Source organism: Acinetobacter calcoaceticus, assembly GCF_051947995.1.
GTDB lineage: Bacteria > Pseudomonadota > Gammaproteobacteria > Pseudomonadales > Moraxellaceae > Acinetobacter.
Genome location: NZ_JBLVVH010000003.1, coordinates 240,768 through 255,189, shown reverse-complemented (window position 1 = coordinate 255,189; position 14,422 = coordinate 240,768). Strand labels below are relative to the sequence as shown.

The 14,422-nt window shown below is 36.7% G+C and carries 16 protein-coding genes and 1 pseudogene; 2 read left to right on the top strand and 15 right to left on the bottom strand.

Features of this window, described 5'->3' with window-relative positions; all coding sequences use genetic code 11:
• Window positions 1-10: 10 nt before the first annotated feature.
• From ACNQO6_RS07120 to ACNQO6_RS07110, 3 genes are all read right to left on the bottom strand, one after another.
• On the bottom strand, window positions 11-634 hold the full coding sequence (locus tag ACNQO6_RS07120) for a class I SAM-dependent methyltransferase (RefSeq protein ID WP_440208489.1): 624 nt from the start codon (window positions 632-634) through the stop codon (window positions 11-13).
• Between the two features lie 20 nt (window positions 635-654).
• Window positions 655-1,245 (bottom strand): uracil-DNA glycosylase family protein, encoded by a 591-nt coding sequence (locus tag ACNQO6_RS07115; RefSeq protein WP_440208488.1) that lies wholly within the window; start codon window positions 1,243-1,245, stop codon window positions 655-657.
• A 346-nt stretch (window positions 1,246-1,591) separates the two neighbouring features.
• Entirely contained in the window at window positions 1,592-1,909 is a 318-nt protein-coding gene (locus tag ACNQO6_RS07110; protein WP_440208487.1) for a hypothetical protein, read from the bottom strand.
• A 558-nt stretch (window positions 1,910-2,467) separates the two neighbouring features.
• Between ACNQO6_RS07110 and ACNQO6_RS07105 the strand changes: the two are divergent.
• Window positions 2,468-3,433 (top strand): annotated as a pseudogene (locus tag ACNQO6_RS07105) (alpha/beta hydrolase).
• A gap of 215 nt (window positions 3,434-3,648) precedes the next feature.
• Entirely contained in the window at window positions 3,649-4,242 is a 594-nt protein-coding gene (locus ACNQO6_RS07100; RefSeq protein WP_343578284.1) for a phosphatase PAP2 family protein, read from the top strand.
• 76 nt (window positions 4,243-4,318) lie between these two features.
• Here the strand turns inward: ACNQO6_RS07100 and ACNQO6_RS07095 are convergent, their stop codons facing one another.
• From ACNQO6_RS07095 to eno, 12 genes are all read right to left on the bottom strand, one after another.
• Window positions 4,319-5,431, bottom strand: a complete 1,113-nt coding sequence (locus ACNQO6_RS07095; RefSeq protein ID WP_343578282.1) for an OmpW/AlkL family protein — start codon at window positions 5,429-5,431, stop codon at window positions 4,319-4,321.
• A gap of 673 nt (window positions 5,432-6,104) precedes the next feature.
• Window positions 6,105-6,554 (bottom strand): hypothetical protein, encoded by a 450-nt coding sequence (locus ACNQO6_RS07090; protein ID WP_343578279.1) that lies wholly within the window; start codon window positions 6,552-6,554, stop codon window positions 6,105-6,107.
• Window positions 6,555-6,865: 311 nt separating this feature from the next.
• Entirely contained in the window at window positions 6,866-7,126 is a 261-nt protein-coding gene (locus ACNQO6_RS07085; RefSeq protein ID WP_343581480.1) for a hypothetical protein, read from the bottom strand.
• A 173-nt stretch (window positions 7,127-7,299) separates the two neighbouring features.
• Entirely contained in the window at window positions 7,300-8,397 is a 1,098-nt protein-coding gene (locus tag ACNQO6_RS07080) for an LLM class flavin-dependent oxidoreductase (RefSeq protein WP_440208486.1), read from the bottom strand.
• A 179-nt stretch (window positions 8,398-8,576) separates the two neighbouring features.
• Window positions 8,577-9,275: a histidine phosphatase family protein gene (locus ACNQO6_RS07075; RefSeq protein WP_440208485.1), complete on the bottom strand. Its 699-nt coding sequence runs from the start codon at window positions 9,273-9,275 to the stop codon at window positions 8,577-8,579.
• Window positions 9,276-9,463: 188 nt separating this feature from the next.
• Window positions 9,464-10,336, bottom strand: coding sequence for an MBL fold metallo-hydrolase (locus tag ACNQO6_RS07070; protein ID WP_440208484.1), 873 nt, complete (start codon window positions 10,334-10,336; stop codon window positions 9,464-9,466).
• Between the two features lie 2 nt (window positions 10,337-10,338).
• A complete protein-coding gene (locus ACNQO6_RS07065; protein ID WP_343581475.1) occupies window positions 10,339-10,758 on the bottom strand; it encodes a DUF6691 family protein in 420 nt (139 codons plus the stop codon).
• Window positions 10,758-11,174, bottom strand: a complete 417-nt coding sequence (locus ACNQO6_RS07060; protein WP_343581473.1) for a YeeE/YedE family protein — start codon at window positions 11,172-11,174, stop codon at window positions 10,758-10,760. The genes ACNQO6_RS07065 and ACNQO6_RS07060 overlap by 1 nt, the downstream gene beginning before the upstream one ends.
• A gap of 116 nt (window positions 11,175-11,290) precedes the next feature.
• Window positions 11,291-11,767, bottom strand: a complete 477-nt coding sequence (locus ACNQO6_RS07055) for a DUF6438 domain-containing protein (RefSeq protein ID WP_343581471.1) — start codon at window positions 11,765-11,767, stop codon at window positions 11,291-11,293.
• 153 nt (window positions 11,768-11,920) lie between these two features.
• The gene (gene ispD, locus ACNQO6_RS07050; protein WP_440208483.1) at window positions 11,921-12,631 is read right to left on the bottom strand and encodes a 2-C-methyl-D-erythritol 4-phosphate cytidylyltransferase; all 711 of its coding nucleotides are present in this window, start codon (window positions 12,629-12,631) and stop codon (window positions 11,921-11,923) included.
• Window positions 12,615-12,986, bottom strand: a complete 372-nt coding sequence (gene ftsB / locus ACNQO6_RS07045; protein ID WP_005230686.1) for a cell division protein FtsB — start codon at window positions 12,984-12,986, stop codon at window positions 12,615-12,617. Before ftsB ends, ispD begins: the two co-directional genes overlap by 17 nt.
• A gap of 125 nt (window positions 12,987-13,111) precedes the next feature.
• Entirely contained in the window at window positions 13,112-14,401 is a 1,290-nt protein-coding gene (gene eno, locus ACNQO6_RS07040) for a phosphopyruvate hydratase (RefSeq protein WP_004911285.1), read from the bottom strand.
• Window positions 14,402-14,422 lie beyond the last annotated feature (21 nt).

Genomic DNA, 14,422 nt, shown 5'->3' with positions numbered 1-14,422 from the left:
GCTTGTTTAATTAAACCCAATTGATCTCAAATAAACATAGCCCTTCTATCTCTAACGGCATCTTGATTTGTGTAAAAGATGCCTGTTCAAGTGCATTCACATGTTCTTGTCTAGTCATATAAAGCTGATCATTTTGCATTGCATGTGCTGCACACAAATGATCACATACTAAATAATGGCCTTGGGGTTTTAACAAGGTTTTTGCGATTTTATGAAAATCGGTTGCATAGCGTTTATGTCGCAACTCGTGTAATGCTTGATGGATAATGATCAGATCATATTGCTGAGTAAAAGTATTTTGCCAACCAGTCTCTTTAAAATTTCCAACAATATAGGTTGCCCGAGCTCTTTCAGTATTATTAAGTTTTTCTTGTGCCAGTTGATGCATTGCTTCTGAAAAATCGAAAGCGGTATATCGAAGATCAGCAAGTTGTGAGAGCAAATGTTGAGCTAAGAATCCAGGTCCAGAACCAAGTTCCAATACATGACATTGTCCAGATACATGCTGTCTAATTAGGTTGACATAATATTCAAAGAAATCCTTTCGCCACGGCCACTTTATATTCGCCGTTTCTTGCCATTCCAAAGCATCAGCGAAAATTCTTAAATCAATTGGGCTTTCAACATCCCTCATTTATTTCCCTTTTTATATAATTAAATTAAACCAATTTGTTTAAAAAATTGCTGATAGACCTCTGCTTTCTTTTCTAATGCTAAAGGATAGGCTCGTGATGAAGACGGTAATCGATATAAATTCAACTCCCGATCGAGATGTTTAACCTGTACAGATTGACCAATCAGCGGTTTGACCGGCTGATCGGGGAAATGCTGCATCAATGTATCTGTGGCCTTATCTCCCGTAGTCATGATGGTATGACACAGCGGAATCTGTTCTAGTAACTTTGATAAATCTGTGGGTGTAACGATTTCTAAAAATTTATCCGATGCATTGCCTTGTAAGCGTTTTATCTGATACGCCGTATCAAATATTCCAATACCGATTTGAGTCAGAAAATCACGGATCTGTTGCTCTTTAAAATTTTTATTGGGTAAATCTAAAAAGTGATTTTTATCTTGAAAGAAAACAAGACCAAATATCCGCCACATGTCATTTTGAAGGTTTGGATAGTAGAAATCCATTTTCCAGCGGTTTTGTGGAGGTGGAAAACTGCCGAGCATCAATAGCTTGGCATTGAATGGTAGAAACGGTTGCAATGGATGTGTTTCTATTTCTATATCAGTCATTTATATAAAGAGCCAAATTTTAAAATTAGTGAGAAATTTTGCTTATTCTATCGAATTTTCTATTTTTTTGCTTGGAGCTTTTGTTAGTCAAGCTTTGAGTTTGCCGATATGGACAGCAATAAATTGAGCAAAATTCAGTTGCTAAGATCTACAAAAATCACAAAAAGCATTTTTTAGGCTTGGCAAACTTATATTAAATCAGGCTCATGTGAGTTTTAAACGATATGGAGCAATCGAAGAGCTATAAGTTAAAAACATAAGTCAATGGGATAAATTATTAATGAACAGCAATTACAAATCATAATCATCAAAAGAAAAGCCCACTGACCGTGGGCTTTTTCTGTTATTACTTCGCTGAATTAACACCAACTACAAATTGACTGCAGTTTGAACCTTCTGATGCATTGGCTAAGTTCTTTTCAGAGAATTCAAATTTTGAGGCAACCGATGCATAATCTTTCTTTAAGCTTTGGCCAGTTAACTCACCTAGTTGTTTAACTTGTTCAGGTTTTAAAATTTCATGTTCAACAGCCTGATTAACGATTACACATGCAGTAGTCATTGCATCATAGCGTGCAGCAGTTTTAGAGTAGCCAAAAGAGCCAAAAATACCGCCAATAATTAAACCAATAATTACTGAAAAAATTACATGCATTTTATTCATATTAAATTACCAAAATTTAGCTAAGCTTGAGTTCAACACGTGTATTGAAGTCATCACGTCGCATTCAAAAAATAAAAAATAAACTAAGTAAATGAAATAAAAAAGGCACATTTCTTAAGTAATGTACCTTTCTTTTAATCATGTAAAATTTATTGAGAACATCAATAATCTGTGCTTAGTTTTGGTTAGAATAACCTCATACCGTTGACAGAAAAAGTTAGGAACTATCAATTTTATTGATAGTTAAATGGCTTACTCCGAGCAAATACTGAGGAACGCATGAGCTCGATACAATTACCCTAATTACACCAATATGCATCGACAAAGCAGGTCTCTTGCTTAAATATCATGCATGATGCATCAAGAAAAAAGAAATATAATATCGCAATACGATAATTTAAAACAAAAATATGGTTTAAAATTGATATTATTTAAATTAATTATCATATTTTAGTAATATCCCTACATTTAATTACCTTTTCGCTGTAACTTTTTACATTCAGTTCATGTCCTTTTCACCTAGTATTCTTACTGTTTTTTTTACTGAAATGGTGTGAAATGACTGCTATGAATAACTATAGCTATCAAGCAGATATATTAGGTGAAGGCTATCAGCAATTGAGCTTAAATCTTCCAGATGACTATGATGGAAAAGTAATCGCAACCCCCATTCGTAAAAAAGCCACAATAGCGACACAGAAAGCTGTTTTATATATTCATGGTTTCGCTGATTATTATTTTCAAAAAGAAATGGCAGAACAGTTCAACCAGCAAGGTTATAACTTCTATGCACTCGATCTCAGAAAATATGGCCGTTCAAAACTCCCCCACCAAAAACTTTTCTATGTAAGAGATTTACTTGAATATGAAGAGGAAATTCATAAAGCTCTTGAGATTATACAATAAGAAAATCACAATCAACTTTTGCTTGCTGGACATTCTACCGGCGGTCTCATTGCAACACTTTATGCAGCTCACCATCCAAAGCATCCTTTAATTAAAGCATTGTGGGCCAATAGCCCGTTTTATGATTTCTATAAAAATAAAATTGAAAAGATCATAGGAATCCCGCTACTCAGTAAAGTTGGAAAATATTTGCCTTCCGTCAAAATTCCTGGCGGTTTAAATCAGTGGTATACCCCAAGCTTACACCAAAACTTTTATGGTGAATGGGACTTCAATTTAGAATGGAAACCTGAAGATCTTCCTGTTGTGCAGCTAGGTTTTATTCGTGCTATACACAAGGCACAAAAAGAGATTCATAAAGGTGTACGCTTAAATGTACCAACTCTGATCATGCACTCCCAACAGTCTGCACAGCCTCGAAAATGGGGAATTGAAGCTCAACAAAGCGATATTATTCTCAATGTGAATGATATGGTACGAAATGCAAAAAAAATGAAGGGTGACGTAAAAACTTTGGCTATAAAAAACGGTTTACATGATCTGGTACTGTCTAAACCTCCTGTTAGAGAAGAAGTTTATAAAAACCTTTTCTTATGGCTTCACCATAAAATTTCATAATTGAAACGTTTTGATTTTTATAAAAATGCCAATTTCTATAAATTGGCATTTGCTTTACTATCATTCTTATTAGCGCGTAAGCCATCCATGACTGCAATAATAAAGTCACCCGCTTAATATATCTGAGCTCGAATTTTAACAAAGACACAGCAATCCGACTCCGAAGTTACAACCTGAAATTGATATACTTTTCCAGTTTTGTTTAGGTGAATCGTATGTCTCTAGAGCGTTTAAATTTAAGTTTATTTCATTCATTAAATGCCTCAGAAGTTGCTTCTGACTGGACTATAAAAGCAGCTATTTTTATTGCTAATGATTTGTTTTATATCGTTGTTCTTATTTTTCTCATCACCTGGTTTAAGGGTGGACTAAATGTAAAAAAACAACTTATAAAAGCAACATTTTTTACTTTATTGGCTTTCATTATTGGCAAAATAATTTCTAGTTATTTTTACCACCCACGACCTTTTGTTATGGAAATTGGGAGAACATTGATTGACCATGCACCAAGCGGATCCTTCCCTAGTAGCCATATGCTCTTTTTCAGTACGATTGCCTTTTCATTTTTGTTCTCAAAACGAAGAATTGGTTTATTCTTCTTGGCCTTAGCCTGGTTGGTCGCATGGTCTAGAATTTATTTGGGTGTTCATTTTCCTCTGGATATGCTAGGCGCATTTACATTAGCATTCTTACTTAACCTTGTAGGTATGCCTTTGTGGAAAGAGTATGGAAGATTTGTCATTAACCCACTCATAAATCTATATAATTTTGCCTTCTCAAAACTATTAAAAAAGGGCTATATTCGTTAAGTTATTTGAAACATAACGAATCATATTTTTATAAAGTTGGAGTACCAAGCCCTTCTTAAGGGCTTGGTCATCTTATCTAGAAACGATACCCCACACCGACATAAGTAATCAGCGGATCAATATCAATTTTTGTTGTAGCATGGATGAGCTTATTCCCTGTATTTTTGTTAATCACATTAATTGTTGCTTCGTTATTAAGTTTTGCATAAGAGACTGAACCTACACCAAACCAGGAATCGTTAAAATCGTAAGTAAAACCAACTGAAACAATTGGTGCAATCGCATCATCAGCATCAACTCTAACGGTCATATCACCACTCGAAACTTTTCGGTCTAAGGCTGCTCCTCCTTTTCCATCTAATACGTTTTGAATCATATGACCTGCAGAAATCAAATCGGACCGGATACCTTCATTAAGCTTGATCTGATTAAAATGGGCATACATCAGACCGGCACCTATATATGGTCTGAATTTATCTACTCCACTTGTGCCAAACTGATATTGTGCTTCTATTGCTGGTGTCCACGCGCGAACGGTAGCTGCTTTAGATTTATTACCTAAATTTGTAATAGGAACGGATTGACCTAAAGTAATGCCATCAGGGAATAGAATCTTTACAATTTCATTTGGGGAAACTGCTAATCCACTTAAAGGTGCTGAAATTTCTCCCTTTCCTTTAATATCAACTTTTGGTGGAACTCCCCCAATGAGTTGTAATGACACTTTATCATTCAAATAATAGTTGAACATTAATCCTAGAGTATCGACATCATCAACTTCTAGACCAGCATCATTCTGTCGCCAGTTTTCTAATCCATAAATATTAGCACTACCAGCAACTTCAGGCAGGATATTACCATTTCCATCAGTTAAGATTGCTGTCATGGATGGGTCTTTTAATGCAAACTCCAAGAATTCTTTTTGATTAAAGGTTTCACCTCCTAAATCCGTTCCCATCGCATTAGGGTCTACTGAGTTTAAAAAGCTAGTCGTAGAGATACTTCCGACTTTTGTAACTGTTCCATTCTTAACATTGGTATTGATATTGAATGGATTCGCCTTTCCTTGGGGCATGACATGTAACCAGCCTGCCGAGACTGAGAACCGTTTAAACTCCTGAGCATAAGTTAGATGGGTTAAAGATATTAAAGTTGATGCGATTAAAATTTTTGTTGCTGTTTTTTTCATTTTATTTCATCCTGAAATTCCACATTACCTGATTTAGTAATATGTTTTTTGAATATAAACATAAATATTTTTTTATCAAACAATAAATTTTACTTACAGATGAAAGGTGACTAATCACTCATTTTTTGTGATGGACTTAACAATAAATGTGTGATTTGCACATTTTTTTTATTGAGTGGAGGTCTTATGTGTGAAGAGCTTAATGAAGAACGTGATATGTGTATTGTTGCTACGCCTATGTACATTACAACCAGACAATAAGTAAAAAGCAGCTAACTAAATAGATAATTCAATAATGAGCAACAGTAACCCCTAGGTTTTAGTTTCAGGAGAATAAATACGATTCTTAAGCCAATGGTATCCCGTGCCCTTGATAATAAGATGCTCTTCTCGTACTCCCTGTACTTTAGAAAAGTAAAAAAGCCAACCCTTAGAGGTTGGCTTTTTAATCTAAATAAAATCACTATTTAATACATAAAGTTATAATACTGATGATCTTAAAGCATCTATTTGTCTTTTGATATCGTTAGGTCATGAATTAATAAACAAACCGCAAACCTTTTCAAATTCTTTCTTAACTTTTTCTGTTTATTCAAAAAGTTAAATTCAAACCTTTGAATAAGCCTGATGTAAAAGCCTATTTTTAAATAGGAAATTTGAATTTAGCAAAATGCTATCTGCAGGTTTGATTATTCAAGATAACGCTACCTAAAGTCTCCCCAACTTTATTCTTATAGAAGACCTCAACTTTATGGTCATTAACTCCCATGTATTTAGCGTTATAAAGTTCTTTACACCAGACCTGAGAACTTTCCTTGGTACTTATAAAATTAGCTAAATCTTTTTCTTCAGCTTCCGATATATCTACAGCAGGGCTAAATGTTACTGAAGAATAGTATGGTGTTGTGGATGCCGATGTTATTTTTACTAATTCATTTGATTTATAAGTCAATGAATTTGAAACTTTTTCTGTTGATTTTTTAAAATACTCGGTCGCGCGGTCAAGATCGATAAACTTAAAATCTTGTCCGATAATCCCGAGTTCTTTTAACTCATCATCAGTATTCGCTGTTACATTAAAACTCAAGGCTAATAGCATTGAAGCAATTAAAATTCTTGTCATAAAACACCCCTTTATTATGCTGGTAATTTATCAAAAGGCTAATACGAAGTCATTAAAAAAATGCATATAGAGAAGTTATTTATAAAAAATTATCTGTCTAATAGAACATAAATTTTGGATTACCAATATTTGTTTAAATCACTTTATAGCACTTCTATTTGAATATTCTGTAAGTATTTGGATATTTTAGAAATATTGTTTTTTATAAAATACCCTCAATCTTATGAAGGTATTTTATAGCATAATTAAAATGAATGTTGAGCGGCTCTCTACACAGTAGCTTGCTAGCTTTCAAACATTCCTGCATTTTTTTACGCATTAAATTGGGTTTGAGTCATCTCCCCCAGATAACAAATTGACATGGCAAACAAGTTCACTGGCTGCGATGAAGGATCACTTTGCTTAATCCATTCAGCCCCAATTGCATTCAATTCATTCAGTTTTGTTTTGGAAACCGGAGGCAGAAATGATTCTAATGGCAGTTGAATGTTAAAACTTCTTGTATTTCCGTTATTACTGGCATCATTAAAAGTATAACCAATCAAATACCAGTGATATTTTTGTTCAGACATTTGTTATTCTCAAGTTTAATCATTGAGATATTTTTATACCACAAAAAACCAGAAATACTGTTCAAAAATCAATCGATTGAATGTTTTTTTGTCATACAAATAAAGCTCTCAAAAACCAGCATCTGATCAGTGGATGATCTGTTTTTATTCAACATCATCCACTGCCATAGGAGTTAGTAAGTAGATTGAAGCAAACCTTTCTCTCTCAATATTGGCATAACATGATCCCTAAAATATGGGAACTCCTGGGTATAGTTTAAAAATGATAAGGTGCTTCCAGAGAATCCTGTGTGTTTTAGAGAAATCAATCCGTCCGCAACCTGCTTTGGTGTGCCCACCAGTGGAAAACCGCCGTGGCCAACGACGATACGTTGACGCAATCCTTCAAATAAGTCAGGTGGAAACGATTTACAGAATGAAAATAAAGTATCTATTAAATGTTGAACCGCACCATGATCTGCATTATTCAGCTGTCGCTCCCATTCAGCGTGGGCTTCTTGCTCTGTAGGGCGACAAATCACATGTGAAAAGGTCAACACTTTAATGTTTCTATCAAGTGCTTCAGCTTCTTTTTTTAGTTCTTTAATTTCAGTCTTGGAACGTTCAAGATCTGATGCAGGTGTAAATAAAAAATCTGAATTTTTAACTGCGAATTCACGGCCTTCTTTAGAGCCTGCCGCATTAAATATCGGTGGATTCGGTATCAAATTCGGTTTTCCATAAGTACCTTTAGTCTGAAAAAAAGTCCCATTCCAGTCAAATGGTTCAGAACTTTGCCAAGTTTTTTTAACCAATCTGTACCATTCATCGGCATAATCATATCGTGTTGCATGGTCATCCGGTAGCTGCAATCCCATTGCATCGTATTCTGGCTTATTCCAACCTGCCACAATATTCAGCCCGACCCGGTGCCCACTGATTTGAGCCATTGTTGCAATTTGCTTGGCAACAACTATTGGATGATTTAGCGCACTATGTAATGTAGCAAATACCTGGATTTTATTGGTTTTAGCTAATAAGGCCGATGTCCAGGTCACAGTTTCCAACACCGTACCATGAAAGTCTTTTTCGCCGCCGTGTCCAATAAATCGCGCAGCAGAGAGTAAAAAATCGATACCGGCTTCATCCGCCATTTGTGCCAGTTCCAGATTTTTGGCCCAACTGGCATCCCAACCATCTTCCAGCGTAGAAGCAGTGAGACCACCTGAACAATTAGAGGCAAAAATACCCAATTTAAAATTATCAGATAAATTAAAATCATGTTGAGACATATTCTTTCCTATTTTTAATGTAAATGAAGAAATTGAAATCTTTAAATTGTTTATTTATCAAGTAAGAGTCATATCTTAACGCGTATTTTATTTTTTAAAATTATGTGAAATATAATGTAATATAAATATTCTGCACAAAGCTCGCGTATATCCTTTCTAAATATTTTACTGGCTCAATGTTAGAGCCAGGTTAACAAGTCTGGATTCTTCGATTTGATAAATTGATGTTCATTCATACTGAGAAGCTGAAGCTCTCCATTATTCAGTTTTAATGTCGTCACACTCGTATTGGCAATGGACCAGCTTAGCGCAAAAGTGCGTTGTACACTCAGCTCAAGTAATTTTCCGATAATCACGGAAATGACGCCTCCGGAAGTGAATACGATAGCTTCTTTAGGCTGCTGTTCTGCCAATTCTGTGCATAAAGTATGTAATGCCTGATCTACTCTGGTTTTAAAAATAGGCCATGCTTCATCGTACTCATGATGAAATGCTTCATCGGCCCATCGCTCAATCGCCTTATCAAAAATTTGTGCCAGATAAGCTCTTGGATCAACTTCTTTAAAGATTTCCTGCTTTAATAGTTCTGGCTGAGAAAATCTGGGTTCATAAAGTGAAAAGACCTGTTGATGATTGAATTCATTCCATAATCCATCGGTCTTGTACAATGCCTGAGGAAAACACTCACGTAGGGAAATCTGTGTAGTTTGCTGGTGACGGTTCATACTTCCTGAAACGATAAAAGGCTGTTCAGTAAAAATATTCTTAAAATATTGACCCAAAAGTTTCGCTTGTGCTTCACCATTTTCTGACAGCTCATCATAATTAGTTTTGCCAAATGAAGCCTGGCCATGTCTGACTAAATAGATGGTGGTCATTTTTATATCCTAACTGCTACAAGTTCCAAAATAAGAGCTAGTTTTAACATAGCCCTTTCATAAAGTACAAAATTTTTGTTTTGAGATTTTGTTGCTGTTTGCTGGAGCAAGTATTTTAGAATTTATATTTACTTAGGCTATTTTGAGTATAAACATCAAGATGACGCTGCTGCTACCTTTTCAATACCTTAGGATTTAAAATAATTTAACGGGAGTTTTAAATAACGAATTCCATTGGCTTCTGGTTCCGGAAAACGCCCCGCATCCATGTTGATTTGAATTGCAGGCAAGATCAGCTTAGGCATAGATAAGGTTGCATCACGGGCCTGTCGCATATGCACGAAGTCCGGTTTCAGAGTTGTAGCATTTAAATGTATGTTGGATTGTTTTTGAGCTTGAATACTGGTTTCACAAACATACGCCTCTCTTCCTTCGGGTTTATAGTCATGACAAAGAAAAACCCGGGTCTGTTCAGGTAATTGATAAAGTTTTTGTATCGAATCAAATAACTGGTCTGCACTGCCTTTAGGGAAATCACAACGTGCTGTACCATAATCAGGCATAAACAGGGTATCACCGATAAAGATGGCATTCCCTATCACATAGCTCAAGCATGCCGGTGTATGACCTGGCGTTGGAATATTATATGCCTCTAACTGCCCAATCTTGAAAGATTCATTATCCTTAAATAGATGATCAAATATTTGTTGGGAATTAAAATACTTTATATCAAGATGATAGATCGCACTGAAAGTCTCCTGAACGACGGCAATTTTCTCACTCATGGCAATCTTTCCGCCAATTTGTGACTTTAAATATTGTGAAGCGGTTAAATGGTCCGCATGTACGTGCGTTTCCAGTATCCATTGTACTTGAAGGGCATGATGCCGAATATAAGCAATGATTTCATCCGCATGTGTAGTGGAAGTTGTCGCAGAAGCCGCATCATAATCCAGCACACTATCAATAATTGCGCAATCATGGGTTAGTGGATCACTGACAACATAGCTAAAGGTATGACTATTTTCATCAAAAAAAGCTTTAACTTGTGGATTTGACATTATTACTCTCCTCTCGATTTAGCCCAAAGACGATGAATAAACATACCCGTTAACATGGCAATGATGAAATACCAGATTTGTGTATAACCAAGTCCAATTAAAGTGACCGCTGGTGCTGGACAAATACCTGCAATACCCCATCCCATACCAAATAAAACAGCACCGGTAATGAGCTTTTTATCAATCTGATGATTCTGTGGTAATACAATGGTTTCACCTAGGAGGGTTTTAGGCTGACGGATTGCTTTTTGAAATGGAATAAATGCCACAGCAATTGCACCTATCATTACAAACATCAAACTGATGTCCCAATCACCAGAGATATCTAAGAAGCTTAATACTTTAGCCGGATTTGACATTCCCGAAATAATCAAACCTAAAGCAAATACACTGCCAAAGATAAAGGCAAATAAGTTTTTCATTATATTGCTCCTAAAATATGGCGTGCGACATAGACCGTCACCATTCCCGTACACATGAATATAAGGGTTGCAACAATTGAGCGTATTGATAAACGGCTAATTCCGCAAATCCCATGACCGCTAGTACAACCTGAACCTAGACGCGTACCAAAACCTACCAGTAAACCTGCTGCAATCAACGCGAATGGAGAAGAATCCAAGATGATCTTTGGTTGTACGAATAATTGATAAAGGAATGGCGTAATAGTTAAACCCATTAAGAACCAGAAAGCCGAACTTCCAATAAAGGATTTCGGTTGTAAGAGTTGGGCAATTAAGCCACTAATGCCAGCAATACGGCCGTTTATATACAAATAACCGACTACAGCTAATCCAATCAGTGCACCACCAATCAAAGCTAAAAGCATACTGGTCATTTCCCTCTCACAATACAATATATATAATTATAATATATTATTTTAAATATTAACTCAAACTAAAAAGGCTTAACTACTTTATGTAATTAAGCCTTCTCTACGCGCTCAAATAAAGCTTAACGCACTAGCTCTTCAATACCGATCAATTTAGGTAACTTTTCAATGACTTTATTTAGCTCAGCATTTGCTGGTGAAATACAGCCCGTGTAGTGGCTCAATTTGGTTACCGTGCCATCAGCCTGTTTCCATGAAAAATAAGCACTTTGCTGATCAGTTGCAGTTTCTTCGCAACCTGTTGTTTTAACATTTGCACCAGTTGCAGGACGATAAGTCTTAAGCTCTTGCTGAAGCTTTTTATAAACAGAAGGATCAACTGTTAAATCCTGAGTTCCAGTCACTTTAGTGTATTGTTTACCATCAAAATGAACAGCACCCTCAGGTGTAATCTCAACAGAATAGATTGGGCATGCACCAAAGCAAGGACTGGTTGAATAACGAATGGTTTCTTGTGCAGTTTCTTGCGGCTGTTGAGGAGTCGTTGCGCAGCCAACTAGAGAAAAAGTAAAAAGGCCCGCAAGTAATAATTTTTTCATTTATTGATCCATTGTTAAGTATGTTGTTCAAATTTAACAAATCGTCAGTTTTTTGTCATTCAGGTTAATGTAAAAAAACAGTAAACTTCACTAAAATTTGCTTAGGCTATTTATAAAAAAGCCTTAAAAATTCGTAATGTTATCTTAAAAAATTTAGATAGAAGCAGGGATTTGAGCTTGCAGAATCAGTCGTGCCAGTTCCAGATCATCGGCATAGGTAATTTTAATATTATCCGATCGTCCCTGTACCACTTGTACCGGTTCTTTCACATATTCCAAAGCGCTGGCTTCATCTGTAATCACAATATGATCGGCCAGAGCCTGTTCAATGGCATTCTTTAGCACACCTAGTCTTGCCATTTGTGGAGTTTGTGCTTGCCATAACATCTCACGGCTTACCGTTTTCTCGATCTGATTTTGCTGCCCGACCTGCTTTAATGTATCGCGGACAGGAATAGCCAGAATTGCACTTTGATTTGAATGCTGTGCTGAATCCACCAGACGAGTTAAGCAATCAGAAGTAACACATGGACGTGCTGCATCATGAACCAGAACCCAGTCATTTGCATCTGCAATTTCAGATAAGTAAATCAAGGCATTCAACACAGAATGGACACGCTCTGCACCACCCTCGCAGAAATGTAGCTTATCTTTGTGTTGAAATGAAAGCGTCCCGGCAAAATTATCTTGTTGGCCAATGGCCAGTACACAACCTGCCAAGTCTAATGTATTGAGACGATTAACGGTATGCTCAAGTACAGTATGGTTTTGAATATACTGATATTGTTTTAATTCAGTTTTGGAAAAACGACTGCCCGAACCTGCTGCTGGTACAATCGCCCACAGCTTAGTCAGGGTTTTCATTGGTTGCAGTATCTTCTTTTGCGTTTGGATCAATATAAATCGGTTTGTAATGGGTACTAATCGTACTCATTTGTACAAAGGTTTCATTCGGTTTAATTAAACCTAAGTCTAAACGGGCATGCTCTTCAATCGCTTCGCTGCCATTTTTCAAATCAAAAACTTCAGCCGCCAGAATACGATTACGTTCTTTTAACTCAGTATTAATTTCAGCTTGCTGACTGATTTGCTGAGTTAAGGCTTGGTGAGGGAAATAGCCACCCTCACCTAACCAAAACTGGTACTGTAAGCTTGCAACCAAAACGACTGCAAGCAACAGAATCAATTTACTCGAGGTCGATCGAAATATCTCTAACATGAAAAAGCCCCTACATCCTTCTGAAAGGAAGATCATCTGCGAATTCTATAGGATTATGAATTTGCAGAGTTTCTCTCTTTTGTAAAGAAAGATGATCAGAAGTTCTCAACATAGATAATTTGACCTTATTTTAGACCTTTGAATTCAGCTTTACCGCGATAAGCTGCTTTCGTTAACTCTTCAATACGAAGCAATTGGTTATATTTCGCCACACGGTCAGAACGGCATAGAGAACCGGTCTTGATTTGACCTGCTGCGGTACCCACTGCCAAGTCAGCAATAGTCGAATCTTCAGTTTCACCTGAACGGTGTGAAATTACAGTGCTATAGCCATTTGCTTTCGCAAGGTAAATCGCATCTAAAGTTTCAGTCAATGTACCGATCTGGTTATATTTGATCAGAATCGAGTTACCTACTTTCTCATCAATACCACGTTGTAAAATCTTAGGATTAGTTACGAATAGATCGTCGCCAACCAACTGGATCTTATCGCCAAGGATTGAAGTTAAGTAGCTCCAGCCTTCCCAGTCAGATTCATCCAGACCATCTTCAATTGAGATGATTGGATATTGATTTGCAAGGCCAGCCAAGTAATCAGCAAACTGATGGCTTGTGAATGCACGATTGCCTTCGCCTTCTAAAACATATTGACCGTTTTTGTAGAATTCTGAAGATGCGCAGTCTAAAGCAAGCATCATGTCTGAACCAGCTTTATAACCAGTCAATTCAATCGCTTGTAAAATAACTTGAATCGCTTCTTCGTTAGAACGCAAGTTAGGTGCAAAACCACCTTCATCACCCACCGCAGTGTTCAAACCTTGTTTCTTTAAAACTGATTTTAAAGAATGGAATACTTCAGCGCCCGCACGCAATGCTTCAGCAAATGAGGTAAAGCCTACTGGCTCAATCATAAACTCTTGAATATCAACCGTGTTGTCCGCATGCTCACCACCGTTCAAGATGTTCATCATTGGAACAGGCATGGTCAAGATGGTTTGGCCACGAAGATCAGCGATGTATTGGAAAAGAGGAAGTTTCTTTTCTTCAGCAGCAGCACGTGCAGCAGCCAATGACACAGCCAAAGTTGCGTTAGCACCTAATTTCTCTTTGTTTTCAGTGCCATCAAGCGCGATCATTGTGTTATCAATGTCTTTTTGCTCGAAAACTGATTTACCCAACAAAGCATCACGAATCAAGGTATTTACGTTATTAACTGCTGTACGAACGCCTTTACCTAAGTAACGTGATTTATCACCGTCACGAAGTTCTAAAGCTTCACGAGAACCAGTTGAAGCACCAGATGGTGCACATGCACGACCAACAACCCCAGATTCTAAAATTACGTCTGCTTCGATGGTTGGGTTACCACGAGAGTCCAAAATTTCACGTGCACGGATGTCAACGATTTGGCTCATGAACAATTCCTCTGTTGAATG